Annotated in this window: 24 protein-coding genes and 1 pseudogene; 21 read left to right on the forward strand and 4 right to left on the reverse strand. The window is 34.3% G+C overall.

Annotated features, from left to right (window positions below; genetic code table 11):
• Positions 1 to 28: 28 nt before the first annotated feature.
• From cbpB to FC70_RS02215, 3 genes are all read left to right on the forward strand, one after another.
• Entirely contained in the window at positions 29 to 493 is a 465-nt protein-coding gene (gene cbpB, locus FC70_RS02205; RefSeq protein WP_057889406.1) for a cyclic-di-AMP-binding protein CbpB, read from the forward strand.
• Positions 494 to 518: 25 nt separating this feature from the next.
• The gene (gene dapD, locus FC70_RS02210; protein ID WP_057889407.1) at positions 519 to 1,229 is read left to right on the forward strand and encodes a 2,3,4,5-tetrahydropyridine-2,6-dicarboxylate N-acetyltransferase; all 711 of its coding nucleotides are present in this window, start codon (positions 519 to 521) and stop codon (positions 1,227 to 1,229) included.
• A gap of 102 nt (positions 1,230 to 1,331) precedes the next feature.
• The gene (locus FC70_RS02215; protein ID WP_057889408.1) at positions 1,332 to 2,486 is read left to right on the forward strand and encodes an N-acetyldiaminopimelate deacetylase; all 1,155 of its coding nucleotides are present in this window, start codon (positions 1,332 to 1,334) and stop codon (positions 2,484 to 2,486) included.
• A gap of 31 nt (positions 2,487 to 2,517) precedes the next feature.
• Here FC70_RS02215 and FC70_RS02220 read toward each other — a convergent pair whose 3' ends face one another.
• A complete protein-coding gene (locus FC70_RS02220; protein ID WP_083478597.1) occupies positions 2,518 to 3,381 on the reverse strand; it encodes a mechanosensitive ion channel family protein in 864 nt (287 codons plus the stop codon).
• 144 nt (positions 3,382 to 3,525) lie between these two features.
• Here FC70_RS02220 and FC70_RS02225 point away from each other — a divergent pair, with 144 nt between their 5' ends.
• Both FC70_RS02225 and FC70_RS02230 read left to right on the forward strand, forming a co-directional pair.
• Complete coding sequence (locus FC70_RS02225) at positions 3,526 to 3,951, forward strand: DUF948 domain-containing protein (RefSeq protein WP_057889410.1); 426 nt, start codon at positions 3,526 to 3,528, stop codon at positions 3,949 to 3,951.
• Positions 3,952 to 3,962: 11 nt separating this feature from the next.
• Positions 3,963 to 4,382, forward strand: coding sequence for a YtxH domain-containing protein (locus FC70_RS02230; RefSeq protein ID WP_057889411.1), 420 nt, complete (start codon positions 3,963 to 3,965; stop codon positions 4,380 to 4,382).
• An 84-nt stretch (positions 4,383 to 4,466) separates the two neighbouring features.
• On the opposite strand, the gene FC70_RS02235 is transcribed toward FC70_RS02230, so the two are convergent.
• A complete protein-coding gene (locus tag FC70_RS02235; RefSeq protein ID WP_057889412.1) occupies positions 4,467 to 5,564 on the reverse strand; it encodes a M24 family metallopeptidase in 1,098 nt (365 codons plus the stop codon).
• A gap of 161 nt (positions 5,565 to 5,725) precedes the next feature.
• On the opposite strand from FC70_RS02235, the gene ccpA reads away from it, so the two are divergent.
• From ccpA to FC70_RS02315, 15 genes are all read left to right on the forward strand, one after another.
• On the forward strand, positions 5,726 to 6,727 hold the full coding sequence (ccpA, locus tag FC70_RS02240; RefSeq protein WP_057889413.1) for a catabolite control protein A: 1,002 nt from the start codon (positions 5,726 to 5,728) through the stop codon (positions 6,725 to 6,727).
• 88 nt (positions 6,728 to 6,815) lie between these two features.
• A complete protein-coding gene (locus FC70_RS02245) occupies positions 6,816 to 7,547 on the forward strand; it encodes a YebC/PmpR family DNA-binding transcriptional regulator (protein WP_057889414.1) in 732 nt (243 codons plus the stop codon).
• 101 nt (positions 7,548 to 7,648) lie between these two features.
• Positions 7,649 to 8,635, forward strand: a complete 987-nt coding sequence (gene comGA, locus FC70_RS02250; protein ID WP_057889415.1) for a competence type IV pilus ATPase ComGA — start codon at positions 7,649 to 7,651, stop codon at positions 8,633 to 8,635.
• Positions 8,589 to 9,626, forward strand: coding sequence for a competence type IV pilus assembly protein ComGB (gene comGB / locus FC70_RS02255; protein ID WP_057889416.1), 1,038 nt, complete (start codon positions 8,589 to 8,591; stop codon positions 9,624 to 9,626). The genes comGA and comGB overlap by 47 nt, the downstream gene beginning before the upstream one ends.
• Before the next feature lie 4 nt (positions 9,627 to 9,630).
• Complete coding sequence (locus FC70_RS02260; protein ID WP_057889417.1) at positions 9,631 to 9,951, forward strand: competence type IV pilus major pilin ComGC; 321 nt, start codon at positions 9,631 to 9,633, stop codon at positions 9,949 to 9,951.
• A complete protein-coding gene (gene comGD / locus FC70_RS02265; protein WP_057889418.1) occupies positions 9,944 to 10,381 on the forward strand; it encodes a competence type IV pilus minor pilin ComGD in 438 nt (145 codons plus the stop codon). Before FC70_RS02260 ends, comGD begins: the two co-directional genes overlap by 8 nt.
• A complete protein-coding gene (locus tag FC70_RS02270; protein ID WP_057889419.1) occupies positions 10,368 to 10,655 on the forward strand; it encodes a hypothetical protein in 288 nt (95 codons plus the stop codon). Before comGD ends, FC70_RS02270 begins: the two co-directional genes overlap by 14 nt.
• A complete protein-coding gene (locus FC70_RS02275; RefSeq protein ID WP_057889420.1) occupies positions 10,652 to 11,107 on the forward strand; it encodes a competence type IV pilus minor pilin ComGF in 456 nt (151 codons plus the stop codon). Before FC70_RS02270 ends, FC70_RS02275 begins: the two co-directional genes overlap by 4 nt.
• A 343-nt stretch (positions 11,108 to 11,450) precedes the next feature.
• Positions 11,451 to 12,464 carry a class I SAM-dependent methyltransferase gene (locus FC70_RS02285; RefSeq protein ID WP_083478598.1) on the forward strand — a complete coding sequence of 338 codons (1,014 nt, stop codon included), beginning with the start codon at positions 11,451 to 11,453 and terminating at the stop codon, positions 12,462 to 12,464.
• Positions 12,465 to 12,480: 16 nt separating this feature from the next.
• The gene (locus FC70_RS02290) at positions 12,481 to 13,665 is read left to right on the forward strand and encodes an acetate/propionate family kinase (protein ID WP_057889422.1); all 1,185 of its coding nucleotides are present in this window, start codon (positions 12,481 to 12,483) and stop codon (positions 13,663 to 13,665) included.
• 94 nt (positions 13,666 to 13,759) lie between these two features.
• Positions 13,760 to 14,368 carry a metallophosphoesterase gene (locus FC70_RS02295; RefSeq protein WP_057889423.1) on the forward strand — a complete coding sequence of 203 codons (609 nt, stop codon included), beginning with the start codon at positions 13,760 to 13,762 and terminating at the stop codon, positions 14,366 to 14,368.
• Positions 14,369 to 14,387: 19 nt separating this feature from the next.
• Positions 14,388 to 15,767 carry a bifunctional metallophosphatase/5'-nucleotidase gene (locus FC70_RS02300; RefSeq protein ID WP_057889424.1) on the forward strand — a complete coding sequence of 460 codons (1,380 nt, stop codon included), beginning with the start codon at positions 14,388 to 14,390 and terminating at the stop codon, positions 15,765 to 15,767.
• A gap of 18 nt (positions 15,768 to 15,785) precedes the next feature.
• Positions 15,786 to 16,529: a YutD family protein gene (locus tag FC70_RS02305; protein ID WP_057889425.1), complete on the forward strand. Its 744-nt coding sequence runs from the start codon at positions 15,786 to 15,788 to the stop codon at positions 16,527 to 16,529.
• A gap of 10 nt (positions 16,530 to 16,539) precedes the next feature.
• A complete protein-coding gene (locus FC70_RS02310; RefSeq protein ID WP_057889426.1) occupies positions 16,540 to 17,316 on the forward strand; it encodes a TIGR01457 family HAD-type hydrolase in 777 nt (258 codons plus the stop codon).
• A complete protein-coding gene (locus tag FC70_RS02315) occupies positions 17,297 to 17,938 on the forward strand; it encodes a TIGR01906 family membrane protein (RefSeq protein ID WP_057889427.1) in 642 nt (213 codons plus the stop codon). The genes FC70_RS02310 and FC70_RS02315 overlap by 20 nt, the downstream gene beginning before the upstream one ends.
• Here the strand turns inward: FC70_RS02315 and FC70_RS09445 are convergent.
• Together FC70_RS09445 and FC70_RS02320 are read right to left on the reverse strand one after the other, a co-directional pair.
• Positions 17,928 to 18,026, reverse strand: a pseudogene (locus FC70_RS09445) (cytochrome O ubiquinol oxidase); the annotation flags it as partial. The gene FC70_RS02315 and the pseudogene FC70_RS09445 sit on opposite strands and share 11 nt — an antisense overlap.
• A 57-nt stretch (positions 18,027 to 18,083) precedes the next feature.
• Complete coding sequence (locus FC70_RS02320; protein ID WP_057889428.1) at positions 18,084 to 18,725, reverse strand: VTT domain-containing protein; 642 nt, start codon at positions 18,723 to 18,725, stop codon at positions 18,084 to 18,086.
• 154 nt (positions 18,726 to 18,879) lie between these two features.
• Here FC70_RS02320 and FC70_RS02325 point away from each other — a divergent pair, with 154 nt between their 5' ends.
• On the forward strand, positions 18,880 to 19,245 hold the full coding sequence (locus tag FC70_RS02325; protein ID WP_057889429.1) for a hypothetical protein: 366 nt from the start codon (positions 18,880 to 18,882) through the stop codon (positions 19,243 to 19,245).
• The last annotated feature ends 334 nt before the right edge of the window (positions 19,246 to 19,579 follow it).

Here is a 19,579-nt window from a genome sequence, read left to right on the forward strand (position 1 = left end):
TGAAATAGTACTGAAAGGAGTCATTCTAATGATCGATGCGTCAATTAATGAAATGTTGACTGAGAGAAAACAGAAATTTTTGATTCCAGCCAATATTGTTGCTAATGTTTTAGAATCAAATAATTTGTATCATGCATTTTTAGTTTTAACCAAGAATCAATATGCTAAAATCATTGTTTTAGATAATGATGGTAAGTACAAAGGCTTATTATCATTAGCGATGGTAACTGATCAGATGTTAGATACTGAAAGTATTAATGTCAGTAAGCTGACTCATATTTTAGTTGGTGATGTAATGCAAACGGATGCAATCACGGTGGAAGATCCATACGATGTTGAAAATGATTTACGACTACTAACTAATAATCCATTTTTGCCAGTTGTCGCTGATAATGGTGATTTTACTGGGATTGTCACACGAAGAGAATTATTAAAAGCAATCAATCGAATGGTTCATAATATTGATGATCAATATGAAATTACAAAAAAATGAAAATATTAAATAGATGAGGTAAAGTATGGCAAAATTAGACGCACAATCAATTATTAACTATATTGGTAATTCACCTAAGAAAACGCCAGTTAAGGTGTATATTAAAGGTGATTTAGCTGACTTAGAATTTCCAGCTGCAATTCGCTCATTTGTTGAAACTAAAAGTGGGGTTATTTTTGGAGATTGGAAAGATATTAAAGTCTTTTTAGATGCTCATAAATTAGAAATTGTTGATTTTGAAATTGAAAATGACCGTCGTAATTCAGGTGTTCCATTGCTTGATATGAAAGAAATCAATGCACGAATTGAACCAGGGGCTGTAATTCGTGAACAAGTTTTAATTGGTAACAATGCGGTAATCATGATGGGGGCGCAAATTAATATTGGGGCTGAAATTGGTGATAATACAATGATTGATATGGGTGCCGTTTTAGGTGGTCGTGCTTTAGTTGGCCAAAATTGTCATATTGGTGCGGGGACAGTGCTAGCAGGAGTTGTTGAACCACCTTCGGCTACACCAGTTATTGTAGAAGATGATGTTTTAATCGGAGCTAACTGTGTGGTACTTGAAGGTGTTAAAGTTGGTAAAGGATCGGTTGTGGGTGCTGGAGCAGTTGTAACCCAAGATGTTGCGCCAAATACGGTTGTCGCTGGAGTACCAGCTCGTAAAATTAAAGATATCGATGATAAAACTAAAAGTAAGACTGAATTAATGGATGAATTGCGTAAGCTTTAAAGCGTATTAGGTCATTCTAATTTAAGTTGATAATTAATGATAGGGACTGTTATTAAAGCGATTGCTTTCATACGGTCCCTTAATAGTAAGGTTGGTTAGATAATGGCATTTAAAAATGAGCAGTTAATTCAAATATATCAACAGCTACATCAAATTCCTGAATTAGGACTTGAAGAGTTTGAGACACATCAATTTTTATTGACTACGATTCATCAAATGAATCAGGAAAATCTAAAATATCAAACAACCGATAAATTACCGACTTCATTGGTAGTGAAGGTCAATGGAAAAAAGCACACAAAACGAATTGGCTATCGGACTGATATCGATGGGTTACCAATTGTTGAACAAACTGGGTTATCATTTGCTTCAAAAACTAATGGACGAATGCATGCTTGTGGACATGATATTCATATGACCGTTGCCTTAGGAATTTTAGATTATTTTGCTGATCATCAACCTGAATATGATTTAATTTTTATTTTTCAACCATCTGAAGAAAATCATAGTGGTGGGATGAAACTCTATCAAAGTGGAATTCTCGATGATTGGATGCCGGATGAAATATATGCTTTTCATGATAATCCAAATCTGCCAACCGGAGCAATTGGTTCAACTAATGGGACCTTATTTGCCGGAACTTGTGAGATTCACGCAGATCTTGAGGGGTTAAGTGGTCATGCAGCGTTTCCTCATGCAGCAAATGATATGGCAGTTGCAGTTAGTGCGTTTGTGATGCAATTACAAACAGTAGTCAGTCGAAATGTGGATCCAATTGAAGGTGGCGTTGTGACGATTGGTCATATCAATGCTGGTGATACAGGTAATGTGATTGCTGGACATGCTCATGTTGACGGAACGATTAGGTCATTAACCCAAGTAAATAACTTAAAGATGCAAAAACGAGTGCAGGCAATTGCTGAAGGCGTTGCATTAACTTATAGTTGCCAAGTGAATTTAACTTTACACCAAGGTGGATATTTACCAGTTGAAAACAATCATGAAACTACTACTGACTTTATTAAATATATGAAAAATAATCAAAGTGTTAATTTTATTGAAACTAAACCAGCGATGACTGGTGAGGATTTTGGATTTCTTTTATCGAAGATTCCAGGAACAATGTTTTGGTTGGGTGTTAATAGTCCATATTCACTTCATAGTGAAAAGCTAGCCCCAGACACTAATGCAATTTTTCCGGGTATTCAAGCAATGACCGGATTCTTGGAGCATCGTTTTCAAACGATTGACAATTAATATAAATAGTACAAAAAAAGCCTCGCTGATATTAAATCAGTGGGGCTTTTGGTTGGGCACCAAGATCAATTTTAGCCGCTCTAATTGCGGTTAGATATTCGGCTAAGAATTGGCTACGAATGGCATCTTGTTTACCATTTTCAGTGATCATCGTTACACGGTAGACTAAATTATTATTTTTGTTTAAAGTTGGGCCAATAATCTTAGGAGCACTAGATAATTCAGGTGTTTCTGGTGCAAGTCGTGCATTAACAGCTTCAATTTGAGCTTCAATTTTTTCTAAGGGTGCATTTGAACCAATATATAAATCGACGGTCGCAATCATATTATTTCGTGAAAAGTTACTGACAACGGTGATATTTCGATTGGGAATGAAATTTAAGGTACCATCGGCACTAGTTACTTGAGTAGTCCGAATTCCAAGCGAGGTAACTGTTCCTTTAACATTTCCGAGTTCTACGATATCTCCAACATCAAGTTGTTGCTCAAGTAAAATAAAGAATCCGGTGACAACGTCGTTAACAAATCCTTGAGCACCAAGCCCTAAAGCAATACTGAAGATTCCGGCTCCAGCAATTAAGGTGCCAACTGGAACCCCGATGGTAGATAATAGGGCGTATAGCAAAAAGAAAAAGCAAGTATATCTAAAGATATTTAGGGTTAGTGCATGAATTGTATTAGTTCGATTGGTAGTGATGGCAAAATTACTTTTGGTGTACTGTTTGAAGGCGCGGTTGATAATAATTCGACCAATCCATAAAATTAAACCGAAAATGACGATAATAAAAATTAGAACAAAAAATTTATTGAAAAATCCTGCGACAAATTGATCCCAATTTATAGTGGAAAAATATTTAGTGAAGGTAGAAGCTTGTTGAGTTAGAAGTTTATTCATACGACACATACTTTCTAAAATAATTTAATATCTTTATTTTACCAAAAAAACAAACTTGCAACCAGATTAAGTAGGGTTTTAATTGCGGATGTAGTTTGTCAGTGATATTCTTAGTGAAACAACTTTTGAATGGAGGAATTAATTATGTCTTTAGGAGCTATCGCTGGTTTAATTGCAGCCATTGCGTTTTTAATTTTAGCAGTTTTCATTTCATTCTTTTTGATTCGTTTGAGTGGAACACTGAAAGAAGTTAACCGAAGTTTACCAATTATTACAAATGATATGGATTCAATTAGCCGTGAAACTGAGGTTATTTTGAACAATGCTAATGATTTGTTGGAAGATGTCAATCAAAAGGTAGCAACGATTGATCCTGCATTTCAAGCAGTTGCTGATTTAGGAACTTCGGTTTCTGATTTAAATGAAGCTACTAGGAATGTTACCGACAAATTTACGAACAATGCTGCTAATTTGGGTAAATTTGGTGTTGCAGCAACAGTGGGTCAAAACGTTGCTGAAAAATTATGGAAAATGCGTAAAAAATCAAAAAATAAATCTAGAGAAGAGTAGAGGTATTTCACATGAAAAAAGGATTCCTATTAGGACTAACTGTTGGTGGTGTTGCAGCATTTGCTGCATATCAAGCACTTTCTGAAGAAAAAAAGGAAGAACTACACGATAAAATCCGTAATACTAAAGAAGACTTGAAAGAACAATTTGCTGATTATGCACTTTATGCTGAAGATTTAATTGATGATTTAGTGGAAGAATCAGATTTTTATGATGATGTTAAAGAAAAGGTTCAAACTGCTAGTGATCGTTTAACTGATAAAAAAACTGAAATGTTAAATAAATTTAATCAAGATGACTTTGATGATCAGACTACCTCGATTCGTGAACAACTTAGTGCAGCAATGAATGACGATGATATCATTATCGATAAGACGGATGAGTTTGTTGATGATGAGCTGAATGAAGAAACTGATAAAAGTGAAAAATAGTATTTAAAACTATTATTAGTTAAAAATAAAAAAGTCTGGATTAAAAACGTTAGTTTTTAATCCAGACTTTTTATGACTAAGTGATTAGTTTAAATATGTTAATTCTTTAGATGTATGAGTAAAGGCTTCACAACCAGTGTCTGTAATATGAACGCAATCTTCAATCCGAACACCAGCAACTTCTGGTATATAAATACCAGGTTCGATAGAGAAACACATTCCTGGTTGAAGAATTAAATCATTACCTTCCATGATTGATGGAAATTCATGTTCACCCATTCCCATTCCGTGTCCAAGACGATGGATGAAATATTCTCCATAACCAGCTTTTGTAATGATATCACGGGCTATTTTATCAAGCTCTGCCGCAGTAACTCCTGGTTTGGCAAATGATTGGGCAGTTAATTGAGCTTCGAGTGTGACGTTATAAATATCTTTTTGTTTATCATTTAATGTGCCAACAGCAATAGTTCTTGAAGCATCGCTAATATAACCGCGGAAAATAGTTCCTAAGTCGAATAAGACCATTTCATTATTTGAAATTTGTTTTGAAGAAGTTGCACCATGTGGTTCAGCGGCATGGGTACCAGCTTGAATTAAAGTATCGAAACTCATTTGGCTGATACCATTTTGTTTTAATGCATATTCAAGTTCAGCGGCAACTTGTTGTTCTGTTTTACCAATTTTAACAGCTTCAAAACCAACTTTAAATGCAAAGTCAGCCCATTTGCCAGCTTCATTTAATAAGTTAATTTCATCGTCACTTTTAATAAGTCTAAAGTTTTGAATTGCGGGAGTTAAATTGTAGCTAAGATTAGCATCATTAAATTGATCTTTAAGTGCATTAGCACGACTAACGGTTAGTTGATCGTGTTCAATTCCCCAAACGATAGGGTTACTATTACGTTTTTTGATTTGATCAGCAATCATTGCAAATGGTGCTTCGTGGTCTAAGTAACCATAAACAGGGAATTTCCAACCAGTATCTTTAATTGATTCAACTTCTAGTGCAGGAGCAAATAAAAATGGTTCATTATCAGGGAAAATGATTAAGGCAAGGACACGTTCAACTGGATCACTGTAAAATCCAGTGAGGTAGCTAATTGTCATAGGATCACTGATGTAAGCAATGTCCAATTCGTTATCGGAAACTAATTGTTGTAACTTTTCTAATTGACTCATTAAAAGACTTCTTTCTATATGTAATGCGAATATTATAGCATAGTTCGGATGAATTCAGTTTAGATTTCAATTTGCATTTGTGATTTTTATCTGATATATTTATTAAGTTATGAAACCATGTGAAAACATATAAGAATAGTAAAGAAAGGGCTTAATTAACGATGGAAAAACAAACTATCACAATTTATGATGTTGCGCGCGAAGCCGCAGTATCAATGGCAACCGTTTCACGAGTGGTCAATGGGAACCCAAACGTGAAACCAGCCACACGTCAAAAAGTTTTAGATGTAATTGATCGTTTGGATTATCGTCCAAATGCAGTTGCCCGAGGATTAGCAAGTAAAAAAACGACAACCGTTGGAGTGGTCATTCCAGATGTAACTAATGCATATTTTGCACAGTTAGCATTGGGAATCGATGATATCGCAACCATGTACAAATATAATATTATCTTAGCTAATTCTGATGAAAATGGCAGCAAAGAATTACAAGTGGTAAATACTTTGCTAGCTAAGCAAGTCGATGGAATTATTTTTATGGGTAATAAAATTTCAGATGATTTAAAAGCTGAATTTACGCGTGCTCAGATGCCGGTTGTAATTGCTGGCTCAGTTGATGCTAAACAAGATTTACCTAGTGTAAGTATTGATTATGCCGCTGCAACTAAAGAGGCTGTATTAAATCAATTAAATCGTGGTAACAAGGCAGTTGCTTTGGTAACTGGATCAATGGATCAATCGATTAATAAAGATTATCGTCTTAAGGGATACAAAGCAGCACTTAGTGAAGCTGGTATTTCATTTGATGAAAAATTAGTATTTGATACTGATACTTCATATAATACTGGTTATAATTTATCAGAAAAAATCCAAGCTAATGGTGTGACTGCAGCTTTTGTTGGGGATGATGAATTAGCTGCTGGATTACTTAATGGTTTAACTGATCGTGGAGTTAAAGTCCCTGATGAATTTGAATTAATAACTACTAATGATACTAAGTATACTGAAATTACACGTCCTAAGATGTCATCTGTAACCCAACCACTTTATGATATTGGTGCGGTGGCAATGCGTTTATTAACTAAGTTAATGAATAGTGAAGAGGCAGACGATAAAAATATTGTCTTACCATATGGTCTTATTAAACGAGGGACGACAAGATAAGCAAAGCATATTGAATTATTAACTAAATTTTGCTACAATGTTGGTCGTATGTTTTATAAAAGTAAATTAAAAGAAAAGAGGAGTTATTATGTCAGGACATTCAAAATGGCACAATATACAGGGTCGTAAAAACGCGCAAGATGCAAAGCGCGGTAAAATTTTCCAGAAAATTTCCCGTGACTTGTATGGAGCCGCTAAAGGTGGAGATCCTGATCCAGCTAACAACCCTCAGCTACGTTTGATTATGGATAAGGCACGTGCTGCTAATATGCCAAAAGAAAACGTGCAACGTGCAATCGATAAGGCAACTGGTGCTGGTGGTGCCAATTATTCAGAGATTACTTATGAAGGTTATGGACCAGGTGGCGTTGCTGTCATGGTATCTGCTTTGACTGATAATAAGAATCGGACAGCTGCTGCCGTTCGTTCAGCCTTTACACATGCTGGTGGTGAACTTGGAACTACTGGATCAGTTGCATATAACTTTAACCGTCGTGGATATGTTGTAGTTCTTCGTGAAGAACTAGATACCGATGAAGACACAATGTTGATGGATGCGCTTGATGCCGGTGCCGAAGACATGAATACTGAAGATGCAGCTTTTGAAATTTATACAGAACCAGCAGATCTTACTGCTGTTCGTGATGCACTTCAAGCCAAGGGGTATGAACTAGATACAGCTGAAGTCACTATGCTTCCTGAAAACACAACTGAGGTTCCAGCAGACAAAACTGCTCAATACCAACGTTTGATTGATGAACTTGAAGAAAATGATGACATTTCAGATGTTTATGAAGCTGGAGTTATCGCAGAAGATTAAACTGGAAATATTAAAAAGACTCAAAACAAATTTTGTTTTGAGTCTTTTTTGTCGTAAAAATAAAAATTATTGCGTACTTAATTGCTAGAAGGGAGGTCATTATGAAAGAGGAAGTATTTTCAGAATATTTGACAGAATGTATTAATGAGCAGGCTTCTGACTTATATATATTACCGAAAGATAGTGGCTATCAGTTAAGTTATCACTCTAAATTACAATTAACAATCTTGGCGGAAATTAATCGAACTGAAGGGCTGCAGATGATTAATTTTTTTAAGTATCGGGCTAATATGGCAGTCAGTGAACATCGAAGACCACAGCTGGGTTCATTAAAGTGGGCACAATTACAGACAGAAATGAATTTAAGGTTATCAACCGTTGGCGATTTTAATGGTGAAGAATCAATGGTAATTCGATTTATTTATCCACTTAATCAGTTAAGTCACCAAGAACTGATTGTTGGACAAATGGATCAATTGAATCAACTAGGTAAAAAACGCGGATTGTTATTATTTTCTGGTCCAATGGGTTCAGGCAAAACAACAACAATGTATCAATTGGCGCGTAAATATAGCCAAACCCAGGTAGTAATGACAATTGAAGATCCGGTTGAAATTGAAGAAAGTAATTTTATTCAATTACAGGTTAATCAGCAAGCGGATATGGATTACGATGAGCTATTAAGAGTTGGCCTAAGACACCGACCAGAAGTTTTTTTAATTGGAGAAATAAGGGATAAAAAGACTGCAAAAATGGCGGTACAAGCCGCGTTGAGTGGTCATTTAGTCATGGCGACGGTACATGCTAAAAATGTTTATGGGGTGATGCAAAGAATGCAGCAGTTGGGTATTGAAGATCATTATTTGATGCAAACAATCAGTGGAATTTGCTATCAACGATTGATTACAACAACTGAAGAACGAATGACACCACTCTATGATATTTTGGCTGAAGGGGAACTTGAAACGGTGTTTAAACAAATAAATTCTTATGTTGGAATGACGAAAATGTGGGGAGCAAATCTTGCTAAATTGGTTGAAGATGGAAAAATCACTAAAAAAACAGCCGAATCATTTAAAACCGGTTAGATTATCTAAAAGTGAGCAATCAAAAATATTTATTTTGATTAGTGATCTATTAACAGTTGGTTTTTCATTGCGACAGGCAATTGCGTTCTTACAAACTTTATTAGCTAAACATGAATTAATGTTTAAACAAATTGATTCCAATTTGAGCAACGGAAGCTTATTTGCGGATAGTTTAAAACCATTTATATCACAGGATGTTTACTATCAGTTAGTGATTGCGGAAGAACATGGTGACCTACAAGACTGTATCGGACGTTTGGGACAATATTTATCAATGCGAGTAAAACAACAGACGGTTTTAAAAGGATTATTACAATATCCAATTATTTTGTTGAGTATGCTGGGTGCTTTATTAATTGCCTTGAAAATATTTGTCTTTCCAGAGCTAGATACTTGGCAATCTCAAGATACCGTGGTTGAGAACAATCATTATTTATACCTAGTTGGATTAGGATTGTGTTTGTTATTTATAATTTTATTGATAGTCAAAGGTAGCCAAATTTGGCGTGGTATTGGTACTAATAAGAAGGTTGCTTACCTTTGTCGGTTACCAATCATTGGTGAATCATATCGTCTTTACTATGGTTATTATTTAATTTCAAATTTTTCTTTATTGTTAAGCAATGGGATGGGGATGAAACGGATTTGTCAGATGTTTTCCGCGTTTGATTCGCAGTCATTACTGCATCAACTAGGACAATCACTAAATGAAATCTTAGCTGAAGGTAATAAACCGGAACAGCTACTGAAAGAATATTCGTATTTACCGTTAGAACTGATTATTTTTGTTAATAAAGGAGCAACCACTGAGGAATTGGGGCAGCAGTTAGATGCGTTTGCTAACGTCTTATTTAAACGATTATCAAAATCAATTGAAAAATTATTGACCATGATTCAACCATTGCTGTTTGGAGTTATTGCAATTGTGATTATTTTATTATATTTGAGTATTATGCTGCCAATTTATCATTCAATGAAGGGAATTTATTAATATTATGAAAAAGCTATTTGCTAAGAAACATCAGGCGTTCACACTTTTAGAAATGAGTATTGTTTTATTTATTATTAGTTTGTTAGTGCTCATTATTTTACCTAATCTAGCATCACAACGAAAACATGCGACTGGTGTTCATCGAAGTGCAATGACCTCAGTTATTCAGACTCAAATTGACTTGTATCAAAATGAAATCGGTGAAAGCCATGTTGATTTTGATACCTTGGAGAAGGCGGATTATTTAACTAAGGATCAAGTTACTAAGGCAAAAAAAGAGCACATAACAATTAGTGGTGATAAAGCTATTCAAGGTAATGAATAAGCAAAATGGGTTTACATTAATTGAAACGTTAATTGTGTTAGCATTGGTCGCTTTGATGTTTACTTTTGGAACGATGAAGTTAAATTCATTTAGAGAGGCTAGTGATGAGAAACATTTTTGGACGCAACTTGAGAGAGCATGGCAACAAAGTCAGGCAAGAGCACAAAATACTGGTAAACCAACTGCAATCAAGCTGAGTGCTAATAAGGAACAACTATTATTTCATGCGCGTGATCGAAATGGAAATGACGATGATAATGATATTCAAATTCCAAAGACGATTGAAGTTCGTGCTTTTAAATCCATAACGATGCATCAAAATGGATATGTGAAACCACAGACAGCTAAATTTTATTCGCGTCGAACAAATAAAATTTACTTAATGAAAATCCAATTGGCGTATGGAGGATATTACATTGAGAAAAAATGAGGGATTCGTACTGGCTGATAACTTGGTTGGGATGGCATTAATGACGATGGTAGCCATCTTTTTTTGCCTAGGGGAGCAGCAATTACAAGCTCAAATGAAGCATGCAAAACAAGAGCTTTATTTGGCTCGCTTAGCTAAAGAAGCGACAGCACAATTAGACATAAAACATCCGCAAATAGAGTATGTTAAGGACAACTATCATGTTACGGCAACGTATAATAGTGTCAAAATTAAACGTAATCAGCAACGGTTATTTACGGTGAATAAACTGTGAAGCGGTGTGGGTTTACTTTGATTGAATGTATTGTGGCATTGTTAGTAACCGCGATGATTGGGATCTTGATGCAATTTACGTTGCATCTTTATATGCATGTTGATCAGCAACCATATGACGATTACGCGCAGTGGTATATTTTCATTCAAGAACTTGAGTCTAAAGATAATCAATTTGAACTTGCAGATGGTGGTAATGACAATGCAATCAATCTATATAGTCGAGTCAGAACTAAGCAATATACGATTGAACAAAATGCCTATAAACCCAAAGTGTATATGTACGGAACTGAAACTGGTGCCGGTTATTTGCCATTGCTACAACATGTAAAAAAATATAGTGTCATACATCAAAATGGTAATCCTAGAGTAACTTTTAAAGTTGAATTTTTAAGTGGAGAAAAGCATGAAGCGGTAGTTACTTTTCCAATTTATGTCAAATCAGGTGATTAATGAAAAAAACAGGATATGTATTGATAAATGTATTAATCGTAATGGCGTTAATTACGAGTTATGAAGTTTATCGATATAATCAGTGTTATCGGGAACGACGAATGTATACAAATTTACAAAATAAGTTGTTGTGTGATGTGATGCTAAATCTAGCCAATAATCAGCAAAAAACGATACGTTTTAATACTGGTATCGTAAATTTTGACGATGAAAAGGTTTTGGTAAAATTGAATAATGGTTTTTCTTTGTCCGACTAGTTAAAGTTCCTTGAATTTGCTTGTGAAAATAGTTAAACTGTAACGTGTAGTACTATCTTATATAAGCAGACAGGAGTGAAAGCAAAATGTCACAAAGTGAGATTGAACATTTATTTACTGAGTTAGATGAAACTACTTCAATCCTGCGAGACGCATTGACTAGTTCATATCTAGATGCATTTATTGAAAATATGGATAACATCATTGATGAGAAACAGGTACAAATTGAAGATGGTCAACCAAATGAGTCTGTAGTTAAGCAACTTCAAGATAAGTATCAGCTTATTGATTTTTCAAAAGTTAGCTCAGAAGAAAAACGAACTGTAATTCAACTTTTGATGCTAAAAGCGATTAAAGAAGATAAAATTCAAACTAATCATCAGATGACACCAGATACAATTGGTTTTTTAATGGCATATATTTTAGAACGTGTTACTAATGTAACCAAAGATTTTACTATCTTAGATCCAAGTGTCGGGACTGGAAATTTATTAACTACTGTAATCAATCATTTACAAGCAGAAAATGATTATAAAGTTTCAGGATATGGGATTGATAATGATGATTCGATGTTATCAGTGGCAAGTATCAACGTTGCTTTGCAAAATCAAGCAATTGATTTGTATCATCAAGATGCAGTTGATACATTAGATGTACCATTAGTTGACATGGTAGTGTCAGATCTACCAGTTGGATATTACCCGTTAGATGATAACACGGCTAATTACGAAACGCGTGCTGATAAAGGACATTCATATGTACATCATTTACTAATAGAACAATCAATTAACTATTTAAAACCAGGTGGATTCGGAGTATTCTTAATACCAAGTAGTTTGTTTCAAACTGAGGAATCTAAACAATTTGTTGAATGGATTAATCAGCATGCACATATGCAAGGATTAATTAATTTGCCTGATGAATTATTTAAGACCAAGCAAGGGCAAAAATCAATTTTGCTCTTGCAACGAAGAGGTCCAGATAGTCGACAAGCCAAACAGATTTTATTAGGAACTTTTCCATCGTTTAAAAATAAACCAGAGCTTGCTAAATTCATGCGAGAAATCGATAAATGGGTTGCAAGTAACTTAGCTGAATAAAAAGGAGAACATCATCATGTCAAAAACAATTTCCATTAACGCAGGAAGTTCAACATTAAAATTTCAATTATTCGAAATGCCAAGCGAAGAAGTAATTGCTAAAGGGGTTATTGAACGAATTGGTCTTAAAGATTCACTTGTTGATATTAAATATGGTGACGGTCAACGCTTAGAAGAAACTATTCAAGCTAGTAATCATGAAATTGCGATTAATTACTTACTTGACCAATTATTAAAATTAAACATCATTAGTGATTTTAGTGAAATTACAGGAGTTGGTCATCGAGTAGTTGCCGGTGGTGAATATTTTAAGGACTCAGTCATTATTGATGACGATGTTATGCAAAAAATTGATGAGTTATCAGATTATGCACCATTGCATAACCCAGCTAATTTAACGGGTATTAAAGCCTTTAAGAAAGTTTTACCTGATATTACATCGGTAGCAGTGTTTGATACTTCATTCCATCAAACAATGCCAGAAAAGAATTATCTTTATAGCCTTCCATATGAATGGTATGAAAAATATGGTGCCCGTAAATATGGTGCCCATGGAACTAGCCATCGTTATGTAGCCAATCGTGCCGCTGAAATGATTGGCAAACCTTTGGAAGAACTTAAGTTAGTAACCCTTCATTTAGGTGCTGGTGCTTCAATTACTGCCGTAATGAATGGTAAGTCATATGATACCTCAATGGGATTCACTCCATTAGCAGGAATTACAATGGCTACTCGTTCTGGTGATGTTGATGCATCATTGATTGCTTGGTTAGAAAATAAGCTTGATATTTCTTCAGAAGAAATGATTGATATTTTAAACCATAAATCTGGATTAATTGGTTTATCAGGAGTTTCAGCTGATATGCGTGACTTGGAAAAAGTTATGAATGAAAATCATCGTGCCAAATTAGCTCGAGATATTTGGATCAATCGAGTTGTTCGCTACGTTGGTCAATATGTAGCTGAAATGGACGGTGCTGATGCAATCGTCTTTACCGCTGGAGTTGGTGAAAATGATATTGAAATTCGTCAAGCAATTGCCGATGGCCTTTCATTCTTTGGTGTTAAAATTGATCCTGAAAAGAATAATATTCGCGGTGTTGAACGTGATTTGACAGCTGATGGTTCAACTACTAAGGCTTTGTTAATTCCAACGGATGAAGAATTAATGATTGCTCGTGATGTTGAGCGTCTAAGTTAGTCAATAATAAAATAAAAGCGGTATAATAAAGGGACTAAGGTTAATTCTTAGTCCTTTTTTGTATCAAAAATATAGTCGGAGCGGGTAAATTAAGATGAAATTTTTTACAGCAGATACTCATTTTTATCATGAATCACTTTTGGGGATGGGTGAATTTGCACCGCGGCCGTTTTTAACGGTAGAAGATATGAATCAAGAAATAATTAAAAATTGGAATGAAAAAGTTAACGAAACTGATACGGTCTATCATTTAGGGGACATAGCGTTATATTTTACTAAACCAGCACATACGTCAGAGCAAGCGATACTTGATATTCTTAATCAATTACATGGTAATTTAGTACTAATCAAAGGTAATCATGATAGTCGATCTTTATTTAAATTTCTTGCAAACAATAATTATCAATTAAATAGTAAACTTAAATTTGAATTTCATGATGTTGGGACATTAATCAAATATGATCATCGACAATATTACTTAACGCATTATCCAATGATGTTAGGAATTGCTCCACAGATTATTAATTTACATGGTCATATTCATCATTATGCGGTTAATCTTAAAGAGAATATTAACGTGGGAGTCGATACTCCAGAGACTGATTATTTGAATGAAAAAGTTCCATTTGGTGCACCATTATCATTATCAGAGATTAGTCAAATGGTTGAAGGTAAAAAGGATGGCTTTAATAAACGTCACTAAAAAAGTGAGGAGATCGAAAATGATTGAAAAGGTCACGATATTACACACTAATGATATGCACTCTCATTTTGAAAATTGGCCAAAAATAAAGCGATATTTAGTTAGTCAAAAAAAGTCCTTAGAACAAGCAGGTAGTGAAGTGTTAACTTTTGACATTGGGGATGCGATGGATCGAGTTCATCCACTAAGCGAGGCAACTGATGGTAAAGCTAATGTCGAAATGCTGAACGAAATTCACTATGATGGTGTAACAATTGGAAACAATGAGGGATTGGGTAATACTAAATCGCAATTAGAAGCACTATATGAACATAAGAACTTTGATGTGATTCTGGGTAATTTAATGGATATTGATTCTGGAACGTTACCTTCATTTGCAATTAAGTCAAAGATTATTATCACTGATAAGGGAACACGAATTGCGGTGTTAGGTTTAACGGCACCGTTTATCTTAACGTACCCATTAGAAGGATGGCTGCCATTTGATGTTTTTGAAGTAATTCCTGAATTATTGAAAGAATTGGAAGGAAAGTATGATGTCTTAGTTTTACTATCACACCTAGGCCTTAATACAGATGAGAAAATTGCAGAACATTTCCCTGAATTTGATGTTATTATCGGAAGTCATACACATCATTTGTTAGAACATGGTAAACGGGTTAATCATTCGTTATTGGCAGCCGCGGGTAAATATGGCCAGTATATTGGTAAAATTGATCTTGAAATTAAAGATAATCAGATAGTTAGTTCACAAGCACGAGTGACTGTAACTGAACATTTACCTGAAAAACTTGAAGATCAACAACAGGTTGATGATTATATGAAACTGGGTGAAAGCTTACTTTCACAGCAGATGGTGGCCAAAGTTAATCGGCCATTTTCGGTTGATTTTGAACGGGATAATAGCTTAATTAAATTAGGACTATCTGCAATTAAGGAAACTGCTCATACAGATGCAGCCATTTTGAATACTGGGTTGTTTTTAGACGGTTTAGATGAAGGAATTGTTAATCGAAATCAGTTACATAAAATGCTCCCGCATGCAATGCATTTAATGCAGGTAGAATTAAATGGAGTTGATTTAATTAGGCTAGTACGGGAAATTGAAAAAAATCGTGCATTTCTTAGGAAGTTCCCGTTGAAAGGAATGGGCTTTCGAGGTAAGATTTTTGGTGAAATTGAGTACGATGGAATTGAGTATAATAAAAATACTAAGGAAGTCCGTTTTCATGGGAGTTCGATTGATTTATACCGTCAATACACAATTGCGACTTTAGATCATTATTTGTTTATTCCATTTTTTCCAACAATTGAAATCGCAGGGAAGAACAAATTAATGTATAATATGTTCTTTAGAGATGTATTTGGAGAGTATTTAAAAAAACATTATCCAATTTAAATGAAAGGAGAAGCAATTATGAAAAGAGAAGTAATGCAGGAGTTAATTGATAAGCGACAGGAACAACGTGCTGATATCTATTCAATTCAACGTCAAAGTGAAACCGAATTCACGATTAATGGTCATAAATATGTATTGTTATCCGAGTATCGAGATGCCTTTCAAACAGAAAAATTGGAAGAACGGTTTAGTTCAATTTTAAGTAAATATGATTATATTGTTGGTGATTGGGGCTTTGACCAATTACGATTAAAAGGATTTTTTAGTCCGGAAAATCCATTATCACAAAAAACGACAAGCGTAGATACAATTCAAGATTATTTATATGAATATTGTAATTTTGGCTGTGCTTACTTTGTGATAAAAAATCTGGAAGTTAAAATACCTAAACCAGAACATCAAAGTAAAAAGCCAACACACAAGCGATCAGGTAATAATAACAATCGTAGTCAGACTAAAACAAATGCAAAAAATGCGACTACAAAAAACGTAAGTGGTAATACAACCGGACATAAAAAGAATACTAACAATGCTAATAATAAAAATAATGCTAAATCGCAAAAACCACGAGTGAAAAATACTGATTCAAAAAGTAATAATCAGAAGCAAAAGACGCGTAACACCAAACCAGTTAAACCACAGATTAAAGAACGTGAGACGAAAATAAAGACAGCATCATTAGGCGAACGTAAGGATCAGACTGCCACACGAGTAGCCGGAAATCAAAAAACAAAGCAAAAATTTGTAATTCGACATAAGTGAGGAATTAAAAATGCCTAGTTATAAAGGATATTTTATAGATTTAGACGGAACAATGTATAAAGGTAAAACTAAAATACCTGAGGCTGCAGCATTTATTAAGCGACTTCGTGAAGCAAAATGTGAATTAATGTTTGTTACTAATAATAGTACGAAATCACCCGATCAAGTGGCAGCTAATTTATCAAATAACCATGATATTCTAACTGCTAAAGAAGAAGTCTATACCACTGCTTTAGCAACTGCAGATTATTTAAATCAAGTGGCTGATAAACAACATCGAACAGTATATACAGTTGGTGAATCTGGATTGAATGACGCTTTAATTGGTGCTGGATTTACGTTTTCGGAGAATAATCCAGATTATGTAGTGGTCGGATTAGACTCTGATGTAACTTATCACAAATTAGAAGTTGCCGTTTTAAATATTCGTCGAGGATCAAAATTTATTGGAACGAATGCCGATAGTAATTTGCCGAATGAACGTGGCATGGTTCCTGGTGCAGGTTCATTGGTGAAGATGGTTGAATATGCAACGCAAGTTAAACCAATCATGATTGGAAAACCAGAGCGTATTATTATGGATATGGCACTTAAACGTAGTGGCTTAAAAAGAGATGAGGTAATTATGGTTGGGGACAACTATAATACTGATGTCTTAGCTGGTATGGGTGCGGAAATCGATACGTTATTAGTATATTCTGGTTTGTCAACGAAAGAACAGGTTCAAACTAAAGCTAAACTACCAACATATCAGGTGGATACATTAGATGACTGGAAATTTGAATAGAATAAAAAATAAGAGTTACCATGTGATTGCAGGGAGTGCTTTGCTGCTTGCTATCATTAGTGTGGCTTTTTTTATTGTTCTAAATTTATCGTTGGTACTGATTAAAATGCAAACTAAATCTGTTGATGGTATAAATGCTAAACATATCATGGTCGATTATCAACACTTGCTGCTGTATTTACAGAACCCACTAACTGGTGATCTTAAATTTAGATATCTACCAATGTCTCATGCGGGTAGTAATCATTTCAATGATGTAAGAAAACTATTTGTGATTAATAACTTGGTAATGGTTGTAACAGTCCCATTGTCAGTCTGGTTATTAAGACAAGAAAAAAGGAACCAACAATTATGGAAATTGTTAGTTCCTTTGCAGACTGGAGTTTTTGTTTTTCCAGTATTAGCAGTTACGCTAGGTCTTAATTTTGAATCAGCATTTATTAAATTTCATGAATTGATTTTTAATAATAATGATTGGCAGTTTAATCCGACAACTGATCCAATTATTAATGTATTAACGGAATCAATTTTCTTTCAATTAGCAGTGATAGTAGTTTTGCTGATAGAAGTAATGATGTATTTATCGTATCGAATTACAAAGCGCCAAGTATTTAAGACTTAGATAGACGTGATTTGATAAAACCAACAACCGCTGGAATTAGAGTAACGATAATGATTCCTAATATAATTGCTGAAAAATGTGCTTGAACATTTGCTGATAGAAGTAATGATGTATTTATCGTATCGAATTACAAAGCGCCAAGTATTTAAGACTTAGATAGACGTGATTTGATAAAACCAACAACCGCTGGAATTAGAGTAACGATAATGATTCCTAATATAATTGCTGAAAAATGTGCTTGAACAAAAGGTAAATTGCCAAAGAAGTAACCACATACCGAACAGATGGTTACCCAACTAACACAGCCGATTAAACTGTAACGAATGAATTGTTTATATGAGTATCCGGTTCCTGCGGCAACAAATGGAGCAAATGTTCGAATAATGGGCATGTATCTAGCTAATATAATAGCAACTGCTCCATGCTTTTCGAAAAATAGTTCGGAACGTTCAATACTTTTCTTATCAATTAGTTTACCAAACCAAGAATGATTTGATAATGATTTACCAATTGAATGGCCAATTAGGAAATTAAGCGAGTCACCAGCAATACAAGCGATTAAGAAAAGAATGACAAACAATTCAATTTTTAAATGATATTGTGGGTTTGCTGCCAGTGCGGCTGCTGCAAATAATAGTGAGTCTCCGGGGAGAAAAGGCATGATTACAGCCCCAGTTTCAATAAATACAACGGCAAATAGAATGATATATGACCAACCGCCAAATGTATTCACAATTGAAACGATATGTGAATCAATGTGTAGAATAAAATCAATTAGTGTACCCAATAGATAAACCTCTTTCGAAAGTAATAAGATCAGTGTTTATTTCACGACAACCAGTATATCATTCTTTTTTGTAAGAATGATATCTTGTTAATGGACTAAACAAAATTTTAATAGTTATAATAATGTATGTAATTATATGAAAGGAAGTTATGTTATGAAAGTATCAGGAACAATCATTTTAGATGAAAAGAAAACAACATCATTTTTAGTGATGAAAGAAAAACCAATAACATTTCCTTCTATAGAAGAATTAGATGAAAGTAAAACGGCTTTGGGGGTTATTTTAAACTACTATCTAGATGTGATTGGAATTAATCCCGATTTATTGAGACTAGAAGAACTATCAATGGTTCATAAGGGTGATATGAAACAAAATCTATTTGTCTTTTCTATTAATAGTAAAGTTACTGATGTTAAAGCAGCATGTGCGGCGACAAAATTACTAGAATTCACTGATGTTAAGCAGCTTCAAGGTCTATTTAATACGGTCGAAATTGATATGGCACCGTTTTTTAGTTAAAAAGTTAAAATTACGCTTGACCAGGTAAGTGATTCTTGCTATGATAGTTTCTGTTGTCAAATATAGATAGCCACAATAATCAAGTTATGAATGACTTTAAAAAATGTCAAAATAATTAAAAAAAGCAGTTGACTTATGTCAGCACGCTTGGTATGATTGTTCTTGCTGCTACAGGGGTTTGAGAGATTTTGATTATCAAATTAAATCAAAAAACTTGTTGACAGTGAAGTGCTTGAATGATAATATAATATACGTTGCTTAATTACGAATTAAGTAACCAAGTAGAACTTTGAAAACTGAATAAAGTTTCGACAAATCAAATGTGTAGGGTCTT

The sequence above is a fragment of the Paucilactobacillus oligofermentans DSM 15707 = LMG 22743 genome, assembly GCF_001434315.1.
In the GTDB taxonomy this organism is placed as follows: domain Bacteria; phylum Bacillota; class Bacilli; order Lactobacillales; family Lactobacillaceae; genus Paucilactobacillus; species Paucilactobacillus oligofermentans.